Origin of the sequence: Campylobacter sp. P0109, assembly GCF_002138755.1 — a bacterium.
Classification (GTDB): domain Bacteria; phylum Campylobacterota; class Campylobacteria; order Campylobacterales; family Campylobacteraceae; genus Campylobacter; species Campylobacter devanensis.
On sequence record NZ_MJKK01000009.1, the window covers coordinates 1 to 21,578 of the forward strand.

Annotated in this window: 25 protein-coding genes; 12 read left to right on the forward strand and 13 right to left on the reverse strand. The window is 27.7% G+C overall.

Features of this window, described 5'->3' with window-relative positions:
- Positions 1–140: 140 nt before the first annotated feature.
- The gene (locus tag CIGNP109_RS07645) at positions 141–476 is read left to right on the forward strand and encodes a hypothetical protein (RefSeq protein ID WP_272887914.1); all 336 of its coding nucleotides are present in this window, start codon (positions 141–143) and stop codon (positions 474–476) included.
- A gap of 222 nt (positions 477–698) precedes the next feature.
- On the opposite strand, the gene CIGNP109_RS07650 is transcribed toward CIGNP109_RS07645, so the two are convergent.
- From CIGNP109_RS07650 to CIGNP109_RS07665, 5 genes are read right to left on the reverse strand one after another with little or no spacing between them, the layout of a single operon-like run.
- The gene (locus CIGNP109_RS07650) at positions 699–1,319 is read right to left on the reverse strand and encodes an HAD family hydrolase (protein WP_086228822.1); all 621 of its coding nucleotides are present in this window, start codon (positions 1,317–1,319) and stop codon (positions 699–701) included.
- A gap of 50 nt (positions 1,320–1,369) precedes the next feature.
- Entirely contained in the window at positions 1,370–2,101 is a 732-nt protein-coding gene (locus CIGNP109_RS07655) for a 3-deoxy-manno-octulosonate cytidylyltransferase (protein ID WP_086228823.1), read from the reverse strand.
- Positions 2,098–2,367, reverse strand: a complete 270-nt coding sequence (locus CIGNP109_RS08535) for a hypothetical protein (RefSeq protein WP_201789960.1) — start codon at positions 2,365–2,367, stop codon at positions 2,098–2,100. Before CIGNP109_RS08535 ends, CIGNP109_RS07655 begins: the two co-directional genes overlap by 4 nt.
- Positions 2,368–2,411: 44 nt before the next feature.
- A complete protein-coding gene (locus tag CIGNP109_RS08540; RefSeq protein ID WP_201789961.1) occupies positions 2,412–2,864 on the reverse strand; it encodes a cytidylyltransferase domain-containing protein in 453 nt (150 codons plus the stop codon).
- Positions 2,865–2,872: 8 nt separating this feature from the next.
- Positions 2,873–4,384, reverse strand: coding sequence for a hypothetical protein (locus CIGNP109_RS07665; protein WP_180380032.1), 1,512 nt, complete (start codon positions 4,382–4,384; stop codon positions 2,873–2,875).
- Between the two features lie 245 nt (positions 4,385–4,629).
- On the opposite strand from CIGNP109_RS07665, the gene CIGNP109_RS07670 reads away from it, so the two are divergent.
- Genes CIGNP109_RS07670 through CIGNP109_RS07690 form a run of 5 tightly spaced genes read left to right on the forward strand, consistent with a single transcriptional unit; the run spans position 4,630 to position 8,878 of the window.
- Complete coding sequence (locus CIGNP109_RS07670) at positions 4,630–5,754, forward strand: phosphoribosyltransferase family protein (RefSeq protein WP_086228825.1); 1,125 nt, start codon at positions 4,630–4,632, stop codon at positions 5,752–5,754.
- A 9-nt stretch (positions 5,755–5,763) separates the two neighbouring features.
- Positions 5,764–6,402: a cytidylyltransferase domain-containing protein gene (locus tag CIGNP109_RS07675; RefSeq protein WP_086228826.1), complete on the forward strand. Its 639-nt coding sequence runs from the start codon at positions 5,764–5,766 to the stop codon at positions 6,400–6,402.
- Positions 6,399–7,397: a hypothetical protein gene (locus tag CIGNP109_RS07680; protein ID WP_086228827.1), complete on the forward strand. Its 999-nt coding sequence runs from the start codon at positions 6,399–6,401 to the stop codon at positions 7,395–7,397. The genes CIGNP109_RS07675 and CIGNP109_RS07680 overlap by 4 nt, the downstream gene beginning before the upstream one ends.
- The gene (locus tag CIGNP109_RS07685) at positions 7,394–8,089 is read left to right on the forward strand and encodes an acylneuraminate cytidylyltransferase family protein (RefSeq protein WP_086228828.1); all 696 of its coding nucleotides are present in this window, start codon (positions 7,394–7,396) and stop codon (positions 8,087–8,089) included. Before CIGNP109_RS07680 ends, CIGNP109_RS07685 begins: the two co-directional genes overlap by 4 nt.
- Before the next feature lie 45 nt (positions 8,090–8,134).
- The gene (locus CIGNP109_RS07690; protein ID WP_086228829.1) at positions 8,135–8,878 is read left to right on the forward strand and encodes a 3-deoxy-manno-octulosonate cytidylyltransferase; all 744 of its coding nucleotides are present in this window, start codon (positions 8,135–8,137) and stop codon (positions 8,876–8,878) included.
- Between the two features lie 76 nt (positions 8,879–8,954).
- Here the strand turns inward: CIGNP109_RS07690 and CIGNP109_RS07695 are convergent, their stop codons facing one another.
- The 8 genes from CIGNP109_RS07695 to glf form a co-directional block, all read right to left on the reverse strand.
- Positions 8,955–9,608 carry a hypothetical protein gene (locus tag CIGNP109_RS07695; RefSeq protein WP_086228830.1) on the reverse strand — a complete coding sequence of 218 codons (654 nt, stop codon included), beginning with the start codon at positions 9,606–9,608 and terminating at the stop codon, positions 8,955–8,957.
- Entirely contained in the window at positions 9,589–9,846 is a 258-nt protein-coding gene (locus CIGNP109_RS07700; RefSeq protein ID WP_086228831.1) for a hypothetical protein, read from the reverse strand. Before CIGNP109_RS07700 ends, CIGNP109_RS07695 begins: the two co-directional genes overlap by 20 nt.
- 56 nt (positions 9,847–9,902) lie before the next feature.
- Entirely contained in the window at positions 9,903–10,355 is a 453-nt protein-coding gene (locus tag CIGNP109_RS08795) for a hypothetical protein (RefSeq protein WP_086228832.1), read from the reverse strand.
- A gap of 552 nt (positions 10,356–10,907) precedes the next feature.
- Entirely contained in the window at positions 10,908–12,971 is a 2,064-nt protein-coding gene (locus tag CIGNP109_RS08690) for a hypothetical protein (RefSeq protein ID WP_236847573.1), read from the reverse strand.
- Positions 12,972–12,983: 12 nt separating this feature from the next.
- Complete coding sequence (locus tag CIGNP109_RS07715) at positions 12,984–13,514, reverse strand: hypothetical protein (protein WP_086228833.1); 531 nt, start codon at positions 13,512–13,514, stop codon at positions 12,984–12,986.
- A gap of 1 nt (position 13,515) precedes the next feature.
- Positions 13,516–14,982, reverse strand: a complete 1,467-nt coding sequence (locus CIGNP109_RS07720) for a glycosyltransferase family 2 protein (RefSeq protein ID WP_086228834.1) — start codon at positions 14,980–14,982, stop codon at positions 13,516–13,518.
- Positions 14,982–16,322, reverse strand: a complete 1,341-nt coding sequence (locus tag CIGNP109_RS07725; RefSeq protein ID WP_086228835.1) for a glycosyltransferase family 2 protein — start codon at positions 16,320–16,322, stop codon at positions 14,982–14,984. The genes CIGNP109_RS07720 and CIGNP109_RS07725 overlap by 1 nt, the downstream gene beginning before the upstream one ends.
- A gap of 23 nt (positions 16,323–16,345) precedes the next feature.
- Positions 16,346–17,449, reverse strand: coding sequence for a UDP-galactopyranose mutase (gene glf, locus CIGNP109_RS07730; RefSeq protein ID WP_086228836.1), 1,104 nt, complete (start codon positions 17,447–17,449; stop codon positions 16,346–16,348).
- Positions 17,450–17,856: 407 nt separating this feature from the next.
- On the opposite strand from glf, the gene CIGNP109_RS07735 reads away from it, so the two are divergent.
- From CIGNP109_RS07735 to CIGNP109_RS08475, 6 genes are all read left to right on the forward strand, one after another.
- Complete coding sequence (locus CIGNP109_RS07735; RefSeq protein WP_086228837.1) at positions 17,857–18,591, forward strand: hypothetical protein; 735 nt, start codon at positions 17,857–17,859, stop codon at positions 18,589–18,591.
- A gap of 15 nt (positions 18,592–18,606) precedes the next feature.
- Positions 18,607–19,206, forward strand: coding sequence for a glycosyltransferase family A protein (locus CIGNP109_RS08320; RefSeq protein ID WP_096030557.1), 600 nt, complete (start codon positions 18,607–18,609; stop codon positions 19,204–19,206).
- 20 nt (positions 19,207–19,226) lie between these two features.
- Complete coding sequence (locus CIGNP109_RS08325) at positions 19,227–19,571, forward strand: hypothetical protein (RefSeq protein ID WP_096030558.1); 345 nt, start codon at positions 19,227–19,229, stop codon at positions 19,569–19,571.
- A gap of 7 nt (positions 19,572–19,578) precedes the next feature.
- Positions 19,579–20,235, forward strand: coding sequence for a hypothetical protein (locus CIGNP109_RS08330; protein ID WP_096030559.1), 657 nt, complete (start codon positions 19,579–19,581; stop codon positions 20,233–20,235).
- 294 nt (positions 20,236–20,529) lie between these two features.
- Positions 20,530–20,928, forward strand: coding sequence for a CDP-glycerol glycerophosphotransferase family protein (locus CIGNP109_RS08335; protein ID WP_180380033.1), 399 nt, complete (start codon positions 20,530–20,532; stop codon positions 20,926–20,928).
- Between the two features lie 337 nt (positions 20,929–21,265).
- Positions 21,266–21,517 (forward strand): hypothetical protein, encoded by a 252-nt coding sequence (locus CIGNP109_RS08475; RefSeq protein WP_096030561.1) that lies wholly within the window; start codon positions 21,266–21,268, stop codon positions 21,515–21,517.
- Positions 21,518–21,578: the final 61 nt, after the last annotated feature.

Sequence of the window (21,578 nt, forward strand, 5' to 3'; positions counted from 1 at the left end):
TGCTGGTGCGATAGCTCTATTGGAGTTACCAACCACAGCATAATCTAGAGTTCTTCTAGCGCTTATTTGAGTGATGGCGTTATTAGTATAATAAGTAGTATAAAATCAATTGATAATTTTAGAAATCTTAAATTGAGTATATACAGTTTGTATCAACTAATGATATTAATATGTGCTTAGCAATTAATGAGAGTGGGCTATTTACTCTAAAGAGTTGTAGTGATGATTTAAATAATAAGAAGTTTGAAACTGTATTTCAACTCATCCCACTACTAAGTGATGCTGTAGAGATAAGATCATTAGTATTAGGTGGTAAAGAGTGTATAAGCACATTTTTTAACCCAAATTTAGAGCCATGGCAAAGAGTAGGAATAAATAGATGTGAATTAGATGAAACCTTTATAGTTGATATAAAAAGATTATGGGCTATAATGCCTGAGCTTAGAGCTGCGATAGTGTTGTTGCTGATTGAGTAGGTAAAGGTTATTGTACTTAAATAGATTATATGGGGTGTAAATGTAAATGCCCCATATGTATTTTTATTAATTTCTTATCATACTTTATAGATATTTTTATTATTTATCAGATATAATTGCAATTAAATTTACTAAATCCAAAGGATATGTTTTGGTTAGTTTTATGACAAAATAATAAAGTTGCATTAAACTTACACCAAAAGTATAATAGTATTAAGAAACTTATATAATTAAATTATTCCAATCTTCTATATATATTTTTGATTTATCTTTTAGATTTTCATTATTAAATCCATAAAAACCGATCTTATTAACACTAGCTGCCTCGTAGTCGTTGATGCTATCGCCAATTAGAATAGTCTGGTTTATATTATAATTATAAGATTCCAAAAGATTTTTAATTAGTTGATTTTTAGGCGTTGGAGAGCCATTTATGGAGATAAAATATTGTGATAAATCCAGCTTTTGACATAAGAAATTAAGTTCATTATGTTCCGAGCCAGAAACTATATGAAAATTATAATTTTCATAATTATCTTTAATAAATTGAATTGTATTTGCTATAAGATATTCAGGGTTGCAAAGCTCTTGGCGCATAATAGTAGTAAATTTATTTGCATATTGCAATATCTCATCTTGGGTAATATTTTGTTTTAAGATTTCATTAAAGAAATATTCTATTTTGTGAAACCTTGATAATCCTCCATTGTAGTTATGGTATTGAATTAATTTATCTACGCTTTGTTTGTCGAATTCTTTGAATATTTCCCTAAATCCATAATCTCTAATAGCTAAACTATCAATGATAACTCCATCAAAATCCCATAAAATATTTTTAATCATATGTTACAAACCTAAATAGCGATATTATTAATGATTATAACATAACATAATTAAGCTTTTGTTTTTATAAAATTTTCTACTTTTATGATATCATCAGGAGTATCTACACTGATAGAATCTAAATTTGTTTTCTCCATTTTTACTTTATAGCCTAAATCTAAAAATCTTAATATTTCTATATCTTCATAATATTCATTTAGAGTTTTTGAGCTAGAACTAAAGATGTCTAAGCTATAGGCACTAAAGCCATATACGCAAACTTGTTTTTTGTGCGTCGCTATTTTGTCTGTTTTGTTGTATGGTATCCCAAAGCGAGACATATACATCAATTCATCATTTTGATTTGTGATAACTTTAATAATGCTATTAGCATTTATTTCATTAGTTTCTGTTATGGTTTTGTATAGATTGTAAGCAATATATTTATCTTTCCATTTTTGATAAGATTTAACAATGAGATTAATATTTAGCGGATCTATTACTGGTTCATCACCTTGAATATTGATATATAAATCGGCTCTTATTTGCTTTGCAACTTCAGCGATTCTATCAGTTCCTGTTTTGTGATTAGAACTTGTTAAAATAACTGGAATATTCTCTTTATGGCAAAAATCAAAAATTATTTGGCTATCAGTAGCAACCATAAGATCGTTTAGTAAATGTGATTGTTGTGCTTGCAAATATGTTCGTTTAATCATTGGTATGCCACAAATTGAGACTAATGGTTTTCCTGGAAATCTACTAGAATTGTATCTTGCTGGGATTATACCTATAATTTTCATATAGCACTCCTTATGGAGTGTGTTGGAGTAGATACAAAATCAGGATTATTTAGAGCAGCTACCCCCCCCCTTATCTCTTTATCTTTTTTAATTAGAGTTTGATATAAAATATCAGCCATAATAAAATCCTCCTTCCAATCGATATCCAATCCTTTAATTTTATCAATTTCTAAAAGATATGGATTTGTTCCTATTCTGTCTTTTTTAGTTTTATAAATTTGGCTATCAGCGATAAAAACAGCACTATTAATCTCATATAAAGGCATAGTATCTTGTGTTGGTGGCCATTTAATTGCATTCCTATCATAATTTATGGGTTTATTTTCATACCAAAAAAGCCTTTTAAAGCTGTAACACTCATCAGAGAATCATAGCCATTTTGTAAGCAATCTTGATATTTTAATATCGCTTTATCATATTCAGTATTGTCAAAGAATGGACTAGTAACATGCGTCCATAGTATTGCACCATCTTGTATTAGCTCGTATGCATGAGATATTAAATCATCGGCGGTAGCTTGATTTGAAGCTAGATAAGCATCTCTTTGATGAATAGAAATTTTTGGATTTTTTAATTTATCTGCAAAATTTAAGACTATTTCATCATCGCTACTAATAAATATTTTATCTATATATTTAGCTTTTAATAATTGATTTAGTTTGATTTCTAAAAGCCCATATTTTGCCCCACCAAATTTTTTTGTATTTTTATTTGGTACCCTTTGTGAGCCTTTTCGACAAGGTAAAAATACATTTATATTCATTATATTCCTTAGTTAAACATAGTTGGTGTAATAAATTTAATATTTATATGATTTTTTGCATCATTTATTAATTTTTCTATAGTTTCATTATGAGATTTTAAGGTATTAAAATCTATCACTACATCGTTTTCATCATATGCGTAGTTATTGCCATTGATTTTATATCCATCTAGTCCTGCGATATTAACAAATTTAATGCCATTAGCAATTAGCCACCTTAAAGCAATATTCATTATATTGGTTATTAATTCACCGCTTGATATGAATGCATAAGACGATATATCTAGTACATTTTTTATCTCATTTTGAGTTTCTACATTGCTAGTTATTATTGTTTGTTTTGGAGATATTAGAGTTGTAAAAGTATCATACCTTTTTTGATTACTAAATAAATAATAATCACAAATAATATCATTTGGGTTATGATTTAATGCAATTACACAAGGATTTTTGCTGGCTTTTATTTGATTATTGATCATATCCTTATATTCTGCAACACTATATCCAGAGGCTATAATAAAAATTTCCTTGTCTTTTATATTTATATTTTCACTGATCTTTGTTTTTTGTTCTAATATAGAATCTGTATATAGCTTAGCAATCAAATTTTTATCAAAATTTATTTTTTTATCTTTTGGTATTTGCTGAAGCACTGTAAATACCTTGGTTAGATGATAATTATTCTGTCCTATAAGATAAGTAGCATAATTAGGATGGCAATCTAGCGATGCAGATAAAAATTGTGCCGGAGAAAATCCCCAACCCTTTGTTTTCATTAAAGATTCTAATAATTCATCTATTACTTCAAGGATGTAAAAATAATTATATGTTTTGTTGTATTCTTTGTTTAAAAAATTAGCTATTAGCTCTGTGTTTAAGTTGCCAGCCCCTCTGCCAATGCCGTAAATGCTAGAGTCCAATATTATATCGTGACATAAATTACTCTGGCACATTTTAATAGCATTGCAAAATGCTAATTGCATATTATTATGAGAGTGATATCCTAGCTTTATAGAGGGCTTTAAATTATTTTCACAGATATCTAAATAATGACTAAACTCTTTTAGGCTCATTGATCCAAAACTATCTACAATATAAAATGCGTATGGATTTAAATCATTTACCAATTCAATCATTTTTAGAAATTCTATATCACTATAGGCTTTACTAACCATGGGTTGAAAATATAGTTCATATCCTAAATTTTTTATTATTTTTGCTTGTTCTATAGCAATATTTAAATCTTTTTTGTGAAAAGCAAGACGAATGCCATCTATTAATTTATTATTTTGTTCTAAACCCCGAATATCCCAATCTCCAAGATTAATCATTGCTACTTTTTTAACATTATTTAGTAAGGTACTGTATTGTTTTAATGTGTCTATATTGGGAAAAAGAGTACTATTTTGACCTGTAGAATTATTTTTTAAATAGCCTAATTCTATTATGTCAATTTTAACTGAATTTAGAGATTTTAGAATTTTAATAATATGTTCGGATTTAAAATTCCAATTATTCATGTATCCGCCATCTCTTAATGTGCAATCTAAAATACTTATATTCATAATTACTATCTCTCTTCTATTATTGAAAATGTAAACTTTCAATAGTAAATATTAGTTCAAACTATGATAAAGTCAATATGTGAATTAAATTCATATACTAAGTAATATAGACTAAAGATATTTTAAGCTCATAATAGCTATACTTCTATTATTGAAAATTTACATTTTCAATAGTAAATAGCAAAAGTGAATATAATTTAATGAATAATGTTTTTAATTATCTAGATAATAACCATATATTGTTTATATCTCATTGCAAAGATTTATTTTCTATAAAATTTATACAGTATTGTAAGCGCTTGCTTGGGAAAAAGCCATTAACAATAGATTTTGATCAATTTAATGAAAATATAGTTAATTTTATACAACTTTGTCAATATAAATATATCATTATCAATGCTATAGATGCCTCCGAATCAAATTTAAATAAAATAATGGATAAAATAGAGAGAAATTGTATTATAATTACCTTGTGCGGAGAAAAATTAAAATTTAACAACATATACTCTATAGACATCCCTGATTTTATGGGATTTAATAATCATAGTTCTCAAATAGAATATTATGGAAAATCAAATCGATATATTTTAATTGATTATATTATTGAAGAAATTATAAATAATATTAATAATTTGGAATTAATCAATTTTTCTAATTTAAATACTAATCCGATAGTGGCTACTAAACAACAATATTGCTCTTTGAGATTACTATATCAAGGAAAACCAGATGATTTTATTCTAGATAGAAATGTTGGAGAATTTAGAATTAATCTTGGTAAAAAGTTATTTTACTGTATAGAGAAATCTGTATTAGAGAGCATAGATTATATAGTACCTATTCCATCTAGCGGTATTTTTTATGCTGTTGGATTATCTATTATTTCTAAAATTCCGGTAATGCCTATCGCAAATAAATTAAATATTAGCGAAAGAGCTTTTGAAATTCAAAATATAGATAGTAGAAAACGAAATCTTTATAACAATATTCAAGTTAATTCACACCTTATTCAAAATAAAAATATTTTATTAATAGATGAAGCTATATTTACAGGTGCTACATTAAAGGTATTTTGCGATATATTAAAAAATACTGCAGTTAAAGATATGCATATAGCAATTCCATCTCCCAAATGTTATAATGAGTGCGGTTATTTGGTTCAACCAAAGAGAGAATTGCTTTTAAATAAATTGCAAGATGATCATCTATCTTATTATTTTGGTGTTCAATCTGTTAGCTTTTTAAATTTAGAAGACTATGAAGATGAATTAAGAAGTATTGATAATATTTGTATCGAGTGCTTTAAAAATAAAACTATAAAATAGGAGTTGTTAATGTTTAGTGTAGTAATACCAATTAAAAAAAGAAAATTTCAATTAGAAACTATAGAAATAAATTCAAAAAGCTTATTAGATAAAAAATTAGAAAATCTATTACATATAGATATGGTAGACGAAATTATATTAGCCTCAGATGATGAAGATCTAACAAGATATGCCGACTCTAAGATTAAATTTTTATTGAGAGATATAAAACACATAGATAATATTTGTTATTTAGCAGATAATATTTTAAATATAGCATCTTGTGAGCATATAGCTTGGACGCCAAGCACCACCCCTTTTATTGATCAAAAGATTATATGTGATATATTTGAAAAATATTTATCTTTAAATTTTGATATTTACGACTCGCTTATAACTTGCAAAATACTTCAAGGATTTATATTGGACGATAATGGACCAATAAATTTCTATACAGGCAAAAAAGAATTAAATTCTAGAACACTATCAAAATTATATCAAATTATTGGCGGATGCTTCATCGCGCCAAAATCTACAATTAAAAAATATCATTTTCAATGGGGTGCAGTTCCTTATAAATATATAATAGACAAAAAACATTCACTAGATATTAAAGATAAAGAAGATTTTGAAATATATAATCTTATAGGCAAGGATTTTATTATATGAATATTTCACTTTTGGATTGCACATTGCGAGATGGTGCCCATGTTAATAAAGGATTGTTTGGTATATCTACTATACGCAACATTATTAATGCCCTAGATAATGCGAAATTAGATGTTATAGAAGCTGGGTTTTTGAGAAATGTAACATATCAGGATGGCTCAACAATATTTAATGAAATCGATGATTTTGAGCATCTAATAAACCATAAAACAAATTCCAATATTAGTCTAATGATTAGACCTGATCAGTACAATATAAATAAACTATACAAAAAATCGGATTTAATAGATAGATTGAGATTTGCTTTTTATAAAAAAGATATTGATATTACAAAAGATTTTGTATATAAGGCAAATAACCTTGGATATAAAATTAGCCTTAATCCTATAAATATAGGTATGTATTCTTATGTTGAGATAGAAGATATATTAAAAAATATAATTGACTTACCAATTGATTCTATTTCTATAGTAGATACTTTTGGTATGTTTAAGAAAGAATCATTTAGAGCAATTTGTAATATTTTTTCTATGCATTTACCTAAATCAATATCTTTAGGAATTCATTTACATGAAAATTTGAGCTTAAGTTTTGGGCTTATATGTGATTATTTGGAATTTGGTGATAAAAGAAAAGATATAATTATTGATTCGGCTTTATTTGGGATGGGAAGAATACCCGGTAATCTGCCTACAGAGATTATAGCTCAACACCTCATAGAAGAATACAACAAACCATATGAGCTAGAATATATTTTACAAATAATATCTCAAGAAATTGAACCAATTAAACTAAAATTACCTTGGGGATATTCTCCTGTATATTTACTGACTGCTACAAAATGCATACATAGAGATTATGGAGAATATTTACATAATATGAAAGTGCCATATAATTTATGCGTTGAAATTTTGGACGAAATAAAGAAAAAAGGCAAATCTCTTATATATGATAAACAATTTATAGAAAATTTATTAAAAAAAGGAAATATATGAAAAAAGATATAGTTGCCGTTATACCTGTAAAAGAACATAGTTCTCGATTAAGCAATAAAAATATTTTGCCTTTTGCCGATACAACATTACTAGAATACAAAATTAAACAGCTCAAACAAGTAAAGGAAATTAGTAAAATATTAGTTAGCTCTGATAGTATTAAAATGCTAGAAATTGCAAAAAGCTATGATGTCGATATTGACAAAAGACCAATAGAATATGCTAACGAAACAAAACCATTTGGTGAATTTTTACAATATATTACAACAATAGTAAACAATACACATTTAATGTGGGCTTGTTGCACTTCACCACTTGTATCAACAGATAGATACAAAGAAGCTATTGAATCTTATTTTTATCACTTAAAAAATAATACACATGATTCTTTAATTACGGTTTATAAATTTCAACACTATTTGTTGGATAAAAAAGGACCTTTGAATTTTGTTAGAGGTTTAGGACATGTAAATTCCCAAGATTTACCATCTTACGATTATTTTACTAATGGAATTATACTATCTCCGGTTAAGTCTGTAAAAAAGTGGAACTATCATTATGGACCAAATCCTTATAGAATGTATTTAACTCAAATAGAATCAATTGATATTGACACCGAATTTGACTATTATTGTGCCTTGACTGGATATAAATTACTATCTAAATATATGGGGGGGGGTAATAGTAAATAACTCTTTTTATGCACCTTTGCTTGTAAAAACCATTAAAGGTGCTATATGAAAGTTATAGGAATAATCCCAGCAAGATATGAATCTAGCAGATTCCCTAGAAAGCCTTTGGCAGATATTTGTGGCAAACCAATGATATGGTGGGTTTATAATGCAGTAAAAAATTCAAAAATAAGCGATTTGTACGTTGCCACAGATGATATCAGAATATCTAATGCTTGTAATAATTTTAATATTCCTAACATAATGACTAAAAAACATAAATACGCAATTGATAGAGTTCAAGAAATAACAGATATAATAAAAGCTGATTACTATGTACAAATTAATGGCGATGAACCGTTGATAGATTATAATGTTATTAACAAAATATTGATTAATGATATTAAACATGATCAAGAATATATATTTAATACTGTTACAAAGATAAAAAACCCTGTAGAATTATTATGTCCAACGAATATAAAAATAATATTTAATAACGATAAGGAAGTATTATATCTATCTAGAAGTCCTATTCCTAATCCATACAATAATATTGAATTTGCTTACTATAAACATGTCGGAATATTAGGATATAATAAAAAAGCTCTAGATTTTTTTAAAAATACAGCGCCCAGTTACTTGGAAAATATAGAAGGCATTGAATTGATTAGATTTATAGAACATAAAAAGAAATTTATATCTATTATAGTTGATAATATTGCTACTTTATCTGTAGATACGCCAAAAGACATACATTTAATTAGAAACATAATTCAAATTAAATATAAAAATATCTATAAAGTATGATAAGAAATTAATAAAAATACATATGGGGCATTCGTATTTGTACCCCATATAATTATTTAAGTACAATAACCCTCACCTACTCCACTGGCAACAACACCATCGCAGCTTTAAGCTCAGGCATTATCGCCCAAAGTTTAGATGTATCTACGCTAAAACCCTCTCTTAATTCACATCTATTTATTCCTACTCTTTGCCATGGTTCTAAATTTGGGTTAAAAAATGTGCTTATACACTCTTTACCACCTAATACTAATGATCTTATCTCTACAGCATCACTTAGCAGAGGTATTAGCTGAAATACTGTTTCAAATCTCTTTCTATCTAAATCCCCAATACAATTCTTTAAAGTAAAAAATCCACTCTCATCTATTCCTAAGCACTCATTTATATCATTAGCTGATACAAACTGAACATACTCTAAACCCAAATTCGCAAAGCTATCAACCCTTTTAATCTCACTAATTATAGTTGGTTCAAATGCCTTAATCTCTCTTAGGTTATAATTAAATGTTTCATCTGATTTACCTAAATTGACTACTAAAGGCATACCTGTATCAAGGGATCTAAGACTTAGTAGTGGAGTAAATTCATCACTTAGCATAGATGATTTTAGTAGTGGTCTAATATTCTCATTATTTACATTAGGTTCTCTATCAGGAACTTTTAATTCATCTGGAGCTTTAATGCTATCTCCTGCAAATCCTTTAGAATCATCTAGTTTTAAAATCATCTATTACAGCATGTGATAGAGTAAAACTAAGTATTAAAAAGAATTTACTTAATAAATTTAATCTTAGAGATTTTAATGCTTTTAATGGATTTATTAATCTAATTGCTCTATTTAAACTATTTAATATATCGAGTTTAAATGCTCTATTAGATATATTAAATTTAACTATTTTACTTAAAGTCTGTAAGATATTTTTATTATTTAACTTAACTATTTTATTAAATAAGCTTACTCTCATTATCTATCTCCTCATAATGGTGAAGTCTGAGTTGGTTCAGGGATAAATATACACTGCTATCCAATAGTAAGAGATGGCGAGCAACCCTCCATTGTAATACTAAAGAATCTATTATTATCAGTAATACTTTTAAACTCACTTTTATTTCTATTACAACTTCTATGGGTTATACCTCTTCCTTCATCATTAATGCAAGTGTTTGTTAATAGATTTTTTATTAAAACTATATCATCGCCAAGATTTATTATCTGCCATACTCTAGCATCTCCAAACTCTCTTGAATTATCTAAGGTATATCCCCATAGCCAATTACCAGAAGCTAATGCCCAAACGGTTAAGGCTGGGCCATGAGGATTTATAATAGCAAGTGGAGCTGATGGAGTTCCCACTCCATTAAAAGCTGGAGCTGCTGTTATAAATGGGGGAGCTATATTTAAGCTTGGCTTTGATGGGATAATTTGAGTATTAGAGTTTAAAAATAGTGGCTCGTTGGTATTATTAAAGTCCATATTTATATTACTACTATTAATATCGCTATTAGAGACTGCATAAATGGTATAGATTAGAGTGAGATTGGAGTGATTAAAGATGGTGATGGAGTACCAGCAAATCCAATATCATCATCTTTATCAGCTATATGGTTTAGCACTACAAGATATAAATAACAAAGATGTAAGAGCTAAGAATAGCTATTTTAGACATTTGGGTTCTTTAATATGGATTTTATTAAAAGTCAATTGCTAGATAATAAGATATATCAAATATATAGTAATTAACTATTTGATAATTTATATGGATAAATTGTAACTTAGTAACACTTAAAATTAATTTAATTATATTATATATTATTACTATATTTTAATTAATCTACACCTAAGCCCTAATATGCCTACAATATAGAGATTTTATAATCTTGAAAATTATTATCAAATTAATGGATTTAGATTTAATTTTGAGAGTTATTAAAAGAGATTTTTGGATATAAAGATATAAATTTAGCAAAAATCAATCTGTATTTAATACTAAATTTATATCAATGTTTTAAAGAATAGATGTTTTATCTATCTATTTTTACACTCTTTTTGAATCTTTTTGCACTTAAACCATATAGTTAGGTATCCTAGTTTTAGTGGGCTTTTATCGGCTTCTATCATAGCCTCTCCAAGTTTGTATGTTAGGCACTCTTTTTCTTTTAAGGCTTCTTTGTAATCTGGATAGGTCTCAAGTGGTGGGAGCTTTAAGCTTGGGTTAGCTTTAATTTTTTCATTATAGGCTATTTGTTCTTTTTTATGCATATCTTTTATATAGCTTAATACATAAGGCATTCTTATATATCCCCATATGCTTTTAGAGTTTGCTATCATAGCTTGGCCTAGCTTATAGCTTAGTTGGTTGTGGATACGGGATTTGGCTTTTGGGGCTAACTTTTGTTCTAATATTGAGTTTTGTTCTTTACAATACAGCAACTCAGCAATTAAATTTTTATTTTGATTTATGATTGATTGATCTTGTAAATTTTTGTTATTTACATAGTTTTGTAAAATCATACTGCCTGATATGATTTGTGTTAAAAGTTCTTTGTTTGATTTTTGTTCTTTTGATATTTTATTTAGCTCTTGTTTTACTTCATCAAATAAAGCTACGCTCTCTAAAAGTTCTTTGTTTGATTTTTGTTCTTTTGATATTTTATTTAGCTCTTGTTTTACTTCATCAAATAAAGCTACGCTCTCTATAGGAATTTTAATGCCTAATTCTTGTTCTAGATCATACTGTTTGGCAACTAATTCAACTGGCGGCACATCTAGCCTATGCATTTTTACACCCTTAATCTCTTCTAAGGATTGTGCAGCCAGGTTGTATAGATGTTGCCATGGGATGTGGAAGTTAAAGCCAAATAAAGCATTTTCTTTGTTAGCAATTGACTTCAAAAAAGATGCATCTATAGCAAGTATACTAGGTATTTGATTTTTTATTTGTTCAATATCTTTTTTTGCATAAGTTTCGGAAGCAAAAAAAATAACGCCAGGTTTTTTGCAAAAGTAAAAAGGGACAAGTGCCGTAGTGCCTACATCACTAATAGCCATATCACAAGTAGAACAATAGCAAATTTTACTTCTATAATCATATCCACTCAAGGACTCCATATCTATATCTAGATTAAGCTTATCAACTTCAGCTTTTATAGCTGTAAATGCTTTTAAATTATCAGTTACTTCTATTCTCTCTCCATCATGTGCCGTCATACCATCTACATAGACTTTAATTTTAGGAAAGTATCTGGCTATATTTTTTAAGATAGATGGTATTCCTTCAAGCTGAGTTAGCCAAGTTCTTCTCTCTCCAGGTATGCCTAGCCAGATAGTAAGATCGTGGTTGTGTGTGTTAGATAAAACACCCAAAGTGCGAATAGATTCATTGACTATTTCTTTCAAAAAATAATTTGCTTTATCAGATAAAAAGCCACCAAATGTAGTATCAATAGGAATAATATTTGGCATAAAACCTACTACATCTTGTTTTTCTAGGTTGAATGGTTTAAAAAATGATGCATCATTTGCAATAAATTTTATATTTTGTTTTTTTATTATATCCATAAAAGTAAAATATTGATAATAAAAAAAATGCATAGGACGGCAATTAAATAATGTAAATCCCCATGGAATATTTTTATAGGTTAGTTTAGATATATCAATAGAAGTAAAAATATTACCGCGAACTTTACACCAATCACATACTTTATTACCCCAAAAATCTTGAATATAAATTATTTTACCTGGCAATATTATAACTTGAGCAATATGAGACATTTGAGCCATTATCCAAGGAAATTTATTATCTTTATCTATAAAAAATATATAATTAATCATTTTTACATAATTAATATTATATACAGCTCTTGTTATAACATTTGTATACAGCGGATGCTTTATCTCAAAATTGGCCCCATAACTATTACTTATTTTGTTTTTCCAAAAATCCAATATTCCTTGATAATCTACTTTAGCAAGCATTTCCTTGATTAAAGACATTTCGCAAGGATATTTGTTAAAATCATAACCATCGATATGTTCAAAATTATTTATATGCTTTAAGCTATCTATAAACTCTTTTATCTCTTTAGACATTTAACCTTCCTTTTAATTTGATATGTATATATTTTTAAGTATGTTATTTATATGTTTTAATTCCATTGTTTCTAACAATAATTGATCTATGTATAAGGTAATATATGGAATTTGCTCAAATAACTCTTTATTGTCTATAAACTCTTTTAAAATATGATAATTATCAAAATTTATATAAAGATCAAGCCAAAATATATTTTTTTTATTTTTAATCAACATAATCCAGGAGTTAAGCGATAAGGCTGTTGGAAGCGTGTCTTTAAATCTATTATAAAATCCAGGCGATATGCCAAGACCATCGTTATTTCCTAGTTTTAATTCTGGTTTTTTAGATAGTGTTTGATACGATAACTTTATATTTTTATTATTGGATTCGGTTTTTAATCTATTGTATAACAAAAAATCATCTATGATGACATCTATCGTTCCATTATGCTTTAAAACTACATCCCAACACCACTGAGCGTGATAATTAGAGATATACGCCACATTTTTAGTACAAGCCATCTCATTAAATAGAATATCAAAATTTATCTTTCGCATCTTATTTGCCTTTATTTTTTTGATTTAATTTAAATTTAATTGCTGTAAATGCGATACAAAAAGGCCAAGCAAGCCATCCACCAAAATATCTAAATTTATATGCTCTCATAGTTGCTATACCTAATTTATAGGATAGATGGCTTTTGATTTTTGATACTTCGTGATAATCTGTGTAGTTTTGAAGATCTGGCTTTTTGGCAAAGGGGTATTTGCTTATCCTATCTTTATAGAGCTTTTTAATCTCTTTTTCATTTTTAATGAAAATAGATATTTGATTAGGAAGGGCTAATATCTTTTTAATTGTTTTAGCTCTAAGAATCGTAAAGCCAATTTTATAAATTGTGCTATCTTTTATTATTTTTTGAGCACCAGATACCTTTCTATGTATGTCTGTATAAGGCTCTAGGGTAGGTAGTTGCGAGATTAAATTTAGCGGATCTGCACTACTATCTACAATGCCTAAAGCTAAATCTATGTATGTAGGCAAGAGATATTTATTAATAACTGATTTAGCATATGCGTCTTGGACTTGTAAAAACTCTATAAGTCCCAATGTAGTTTGCAACATAGAGCTGGTATAAAAATATTTATATGTTAATGTCGAGTTATTATCAAAAATAGATAGATGATGTCTAAAATAAAGCGGAATTCTATTTTTAGGCACTTCCATATCGTATGTAACAGTAGAATTATTTCTAATTCTATAGTTATATAATTCTTTTGGTAATATATAAACCTTTCTAATTTGTAAAAACATCAATATCCCAAAATGGTCATCTTCATGAATTATGTGATTTATAAATTTAAGCTTAATATCTTTTAAAAACTTAAAATCAATCATCCCTTGCCAAGCAAAATAAAAAAATCTCTGTTGTCTGATTTTGATGCGATCTAGCCAGTTTTTACGAGTAATTATCTGCTCATAATTATAATCTAACCATTTTAAAGTCGATACCCAATCACTCTTAGCTCCATCAAAAAAGGTCTTAGCATCAAACCATACTATATCCACTCCTACCATTCTACTTACACACTCTTCTATGCATTCTAGCTCCCAGTAATCATCAGAGTCTAAAAAGATTAAATAATCAATTTGTGAAGCTGTATTTATCTTATTTTGATTTAAGATATTGTGTATTTGAAGCGGATTATTGCCTTTTATATTATATTCTTCTAATCCATCAATATTTTTGCAATATTCCAAAGAATATTCACCGCTAAAATACTCAATTCCTACATTTCTAGCGCTTGATTGGCCGCCATTTTGTTTATTAATGATGGTTATTCTAGGGTCGTTTTTGGCATAATCTTTGGCTATATCTAGACTATTATCAGTGCTACCATCATTTACTAAGATTATCTCTAAATTTTTATATGTTTGATTGATTACAGAATCCAAGCACTCTTTTAAATATTTCTCTACATTATATATAGGGATTATGACTCCTACTTTTTTATCGTTTGTCATTATTTGGCCTTTTTAAAATTTTTATAGATAGTAGGTATTTTAAAGATAAATGTAATAGGATTTTTTATTAAAGCTTGACCTAGTTTATAACTTAAATGCTCTTTATATTTTAAAGCTTCATAATAATCCCCATATGACTCTAATGGTAGTGGTTTAAGCTCTGGACTCACCTTATACAATATCGATAATACTCTTTGTTCAAATTTGTGCTCTTTAATAATTGATATTAGAGTGAAAGGCAACTTTAGCATCTTTGTAGGTGATTTGGCTTTTAGTATTTGGCTACCTAGCTTATAAGATAGTTGGTTTTGGACTCTATCTATAGCACCTAATGGTCTTTGGTATGTGTCTATATAGTATTGCTCTGGATTATTGATAATTCTATCTAGTTGCTCTAACTTCCACCAGTCAAATAAATCTCGATTTATTTCTCCATCTCTTAAAATTTTTTGAAAATCTTTTTGAAATCTAAGCAAGAACTCAAATTTGAATTCATCAGATATACGATCCAAATTCCAGCAATACCCGCAAAATTCTATATAAGATAGGACATATTTATAAATTGATTTTTCTTTTGGATATTTATCTAAAAAAGCATGCATAAAATCATATTCCTCACAAAGACAATAAACCTTGGCTTTGCTATTACATGAGGAATTTTCATTGTCTTGTCGATAATAGTAGCAAGATTCATTTAAGAAATAAATTTTTTGAGCTAGAACCTGCATCATAAACCAAAACCCAGTATCTTGATATGAAGCTCCGGGTGTTTCATTGAATCTAATATTAAATTTATTGATAAAATCCAATCTATATAAACCAGGTTGATTCATATTCCAAGTATCTTTTATTAAAGAAATGATTAAATTTGGCTCAGTAGTTTCTAATAATTTTTTATCAAATAATCTACCATATAGATCATCTCTATAGCTAATAGGAGCGTATTTAAATACCTTATTATCTCCACTTCCCCAAAAATTCTCTATATCACACTTTAAAACTTCACAATCTTGCTCTTTAGCTACTTTATATAATCTTTCATACATATCAAGCTTGATATAGTCATCGCTCTCTACTATGCCTAGATACTCGCCATTAGCTGCGTTTATACCTAGGTTCATTTGATAGCCATAGCTTTTTTTGTCTGATACTATTACCTTTACTCTTCTATCTTTTTTTTCTAAATCCTTTAGATACTCAAGTGTTCCATCGGTAGAATTAGCATCTACGCAGATTATTTCTATATCTTTTAGAGTTTGATTAATTACGCTTTGTAGGCATTCATCTATATAATTTATAGAGTTTAACGATGGTATTACAATAGAAACTTTTGGTTGCATTTACTTACCCCCCCCCTTTTTTTTTATTTTTTTAAATTCAATTCTTTCTTACTAAATTCTAAGGCTGATTTGATGACATCTTGCATATCATAGTATCTATACTCGCCAAGTCTTCCGCCAAAATATACATTTGATTCATTTTTAGCAAGTTCTTGATATTTTTCATATAAATTTTGATTTTTCTCATCATTTATAGGATAGTATGGCTCTATATCTTTATTCCAATTAGCTGGATACTCTTTTGATATGATGGTGCCTTTTTGATTACCAAATTCAAAATGCTTATGCTCTATAATCCTTGTATATGGTATCTCATACTCAGTGTAATTCACCACTGCTACACCTTGATAGTTATCAATATCTAAAGTTTCATGTTTAAAATCTAAACTCCTATATTCCAAAGCGCCAAATTTATAATCAAAATATGAGTCTATAGTTCCTGTAAAGATAATTTTTTTAGCCTTAGCAGATAAATTATCTCTATCTTGTAAAAAATCAGTATTTAATAAAACATCGCAATCTTTTAATAACTTTTCAAAAATTTGAGTATATCCACCTATTGGAATACCTTGATACGGATCGTTAAAATAGTTATTATCATATATGAAACGAACTGGAATTCTACGAATTATAGACTTTGGAAGCTCTTTGCACTCTCTTCCCCATTGCTTTTGCGTATAGCCTTTAATTAATTTTTCATAAATATCTCTACCTACTAAGGATATGGCTTGTTCTTCTAAATTTTTTGGCTCTGTTGCGATCTCATTCTTTTGTCTGTTTATAATCTCTTGAGCCTCTTTTGGAGTTTTTATATTCCACATTTTAGAAAATGTATTCATATTAAAAGGTAGATTATAAATTTCACCTTTATAATTAGCAATTGGTGAGTTTATAAAGTGGTTAAAAGTGCAAAATTGCTGCATATAATCCCAAATTTCTTTATCTGAAGTTCTAAAAATATGAGCTCCATATAAATGAATATTTATGCCGTTCTCTTGCTTTGTGTAGCAGTTGCCACCAATGTGATTTCGTTTTTCTACTACTAAGCATTTTTTGCCTTTTTTGGTTGCTTCATAGGCAAAAATAGCTCCAAATAATCCACTACCAACAATTAAATAATCATACATATTAACAACCTTTATTTAGTGATTTTTGTTTTGAAGATTATAGTTTTCAATACTAATTAAGAGCATATGTAATCTTTCAGTTCATCTAAAACTAAGCCGCACAATGCGAATTTAATATATTTATAAGCTTGTAATAACATGGATTTTAAATAAATATCGCAAGTAAAACTCAAAAAGAAAAAAGGGGAGATGACGCCGACACTCATATTTAACTCGCAAACCTTAAAAAATGATTAATGATATGGTGAAACTATATCAAAATTTATTTTAAAAACATATAAAAAATTATTATGAAAAAATACTATTTCATCATAATTAATATAAATATTTCTAATTAGTATTAAAACTATAATCTACAAGACAAAACCATCATCTCAAATAAAGAGTGGTTAGAATTAAGCCAAAATGTGAATTTACATAGTTTTGCTAGTGGTTGCTGGGTGATGATAGATGTTAATTATCTAAAAAATATAAATTTAAGATTTTTAGATATTCACGGCGAGGATAACTATTTTGGGATTGTATTGTTTGCTAAGGCTAATAAAATTAGCATCCTGCCGAAAAAGCTCTATAACTACACAATAAGAAAAGATAGCACTATTAATTACGGCGGTAAAATCAATAGCCTAGTCCCATCTAGGTTAAAACAATATCTAAAATATTTTTATGATAATCCTATGATATTTTCTAAATATTATCGCTGTGGCGGTGCTGCTGTTATGCTCTCATCTGCCATTAAGGATTTTAAAAACAATAAAAATACATATAAATTTTTAGAAAAAACCTTTTTAAATCGTTATTGTATGCTGGCTTTGAATTTATCAAATTTCTCAAATGATCCGCTTGGGTATAAGAGATATCTACCTATAGCTAAAAAATACGCCAAAGAGCATAATATCGGAGCCTTTGCTCTAGTGTATTCTAGTGTGTATTACTGGATTGGCTTAATACTAATTAGCTCTAAAATTTCATTTTCACATTTTTTAAAAACCCCACTTTATATCTATCAAATTTCAAAAGACAAATCCTACACTAAAAAATATGAATTTGATATAGATAACTACTGGGATAGAGATTATGCGCTAAAAGTGCTAAAACATAGGTCTTATAAATTAGGAATTTTGATAAGCAAAATTTATTGATAGATTGGAGCATAAATGTCACTACAAAAAAAGATTAATAAGCTAAAAAGAGAGCCAAAATTATTTTTTAAAGATATGTTTTTAAAAAGATATATTCCATTAAAAAACAAAGTCAAATCCGCAACCCCAAAGAAAAAATATGGATATTGTAAATACGCTATTGTTTCTGCTGTTTATAATGTAGAGAAGTATTTGGATGATTACTTTAAATCGATTATAAATCAAAGATTGGATTTTAAAAATAACATACATATTATATGTGTAGATGATGGCAGCAGCGATAATTCAGCTAAAATCATAAAACATTATCAAAAAAAATATCCCAAAAATATAACATATATTCATAAAGAAAATGGCGGTCAATCAAGTGCTAGAAATATGGGGTTAAAATATTTACAAGAAAATGATAGTTTAAAAGATAAATTCTCTTGGGTGACCTTCACCGATCCAGATGATTTTATAGATAGGGATTACTTTTATGAAGTGGATGAGTTTTTGGCGAAGAATAAGAATATAGCTACTATTCATGCTAAACAGATGTTATATTTTGAACAGTTTAAAAGTTATCAAAAGCATCTGTTATCACATTTTAACATGATAAAGGGCTTGTTGTAAAAGTTATACAAAATCTAAGAATGGAAGTTCAAAGCTCTACACGCTCCATATTTTTAATAAAAAATATATTAGATAATAATATCAACTTCTATGAAATTCAATATTATGAAGATATGGCTTTTACTATTGATTATTATCTAAGTTGCAATTTAAATCACAAAGTTACATATTTACCGCAATGTACATACTATATAAGAAAAAGAGAAGCTGCTAACTCTACAATGAATAGAAGCGGTAAGGATAAAGCCTATTACCTTGATGCTATAAATATTTGTTTAAAAACATTGCTTGATAGCAGAAATAAAAATAAGGGCTTATTTTTGCATGCGCAATACTCCACTTTTTCTATGATTATACCAAATTAGAAATCTTGTGGATAATGCCCAAAAAATTGCCTTTTTGAGCGATCAAGAAAAAGAGCAATATCAAAACTTATTGAATAAGATATTTGAATTAACAGACAGCGAAGTCATATCCTCTTTTAATGCCAATGGGAATAATTATTTTTATAAATTTGGAATTTTAAATTGCTTTAAACATGATGCATTACCATATAATATATCTTATATAATAGATTATGATTGCGTTAAAGAGCAAATTCTTGTGCAATATTATAGCAGACAAAAAACATCTATAGAATCGATAAGATTTGATGGCAATGAAGTTTATCATGATTATGAAAAAATTATAGAGCATAATTTTTTAGACAAAGTATTTTGCTATGAAAAATTACTTTGGGTACATGTTCCTAAATTTTCAAAAGATAAGTTACAAATCTTTATTGATGGCAAGCAATCTATGATAGGATTTAAAAATTATGATTATAGCATCAATAGCATTCGCAAAGAATTTGATCTATATAATAACATAGAAGATATATGTCTGTTTATTGATAGAGCTATAGAAGCCGATGATAATGCTGAACGATTATATAGATATGTAGCAAAAAATTATTCAAATCAAAAAATAGTATTTGCTTTAATGAAGGATTTGCCCCGATTGGTCAAGATTAGAAAAAGATGGCTTTAATCTAGTTGAGTGTTATAGCGCAGAGTTTTATCAAATTGCCAAAAAATGTAAGTTTTTTATAAGCTCTCATACTCCGCAAGGCTATCAAGTCAAATTAAGCAATAGTCAAAAATTTGTATTTTTAGGTCATGGCGTAGATGCTGTGGATATATCTGATTATTTTAATCGTCTTAATAATATAAAATTAAGAACTAGCACTACTTATGGTGAATTTAAATCTTTGGTTGATAGCAAGTTTCGTTATAAATTAACAAAAAAGAAGTAACTTTAACAGGTCAGGCAAGACATGATGCCTTGCTAGCTGGAAATAAGACTAATAATAAAAATATAATGATTATGCCTGCATGGAGAAATTATCTAGTATTGCCTAGAGAAAAAACTTTTGATAGAAAAATAGCAGATAATTTCTTAGAGCCTGAATATTTTATTAAATGGTTATCCTTGCTCAATAGCAATGCGTTAGAAAAACTAATCAATGATTACAATTATACAATTACATTTGTACCGCACTTTAATATGAGAGATATATTAAACTATTTAAATATTCCAAATTATATTAAAATTGGATACAGAGAAGATGGAGAATCATTTCAAAAATATTTTCAAGAATCAGATTTAATGATAACTGATTATACTAGTGCAGCCTTTGAAATGGGATATCTTAAAAAAACCAGTAATCTACTATCAATTTGATGAAAATGAGTTTTTTAATAATCATACTTATACTAAAGGGATATTTTGATTATAAAAGAGATGGCTTTGCCCTGTTGTCACTACCCAAGAAGAGCTTTTAATAGAGTTAGAAAATTTAGTAAAAAATCATTGCCAAATAGGTGAGTCATATAGATCAAATATAGAAAATACATTTGCTTTTAGAGATGGTAAATGTTGTGAGAGAATTTATCAAGTAATTTTAGAGCTTGATAAACCATATGAATCAAAAATTACAATAGAACAAATAAGGCAAAAAGCCAAAGATGCCTTAGAGCACGAGTGCTTTTATGAAGCATCTTGTAGATATAGATATATTTTGGAAAATTCTCAAACCATAGATATATCTGATGTAGAACAATATCTATATTGTGCATTAAAGTCAAACAATGGATATGAAGCTAGTAAGTTTGTTTTAAGTATTGAAGATAAAACCCAGCTTAATGCTCATATCAAAATAGAGCTAATAAAAGGCATATTGTCTAAAAATAGTAATTCTAAAGAGGAGATAGAGTGGGTACTAGATACTTTAGAAAATATACAAGTAGGTAGCGATGAATTATATCACTGACATGGGCTAAGCTTAGAGTATATATCTATCTTGAAAAAAGAGAAAAAATCAAAGAGATTAT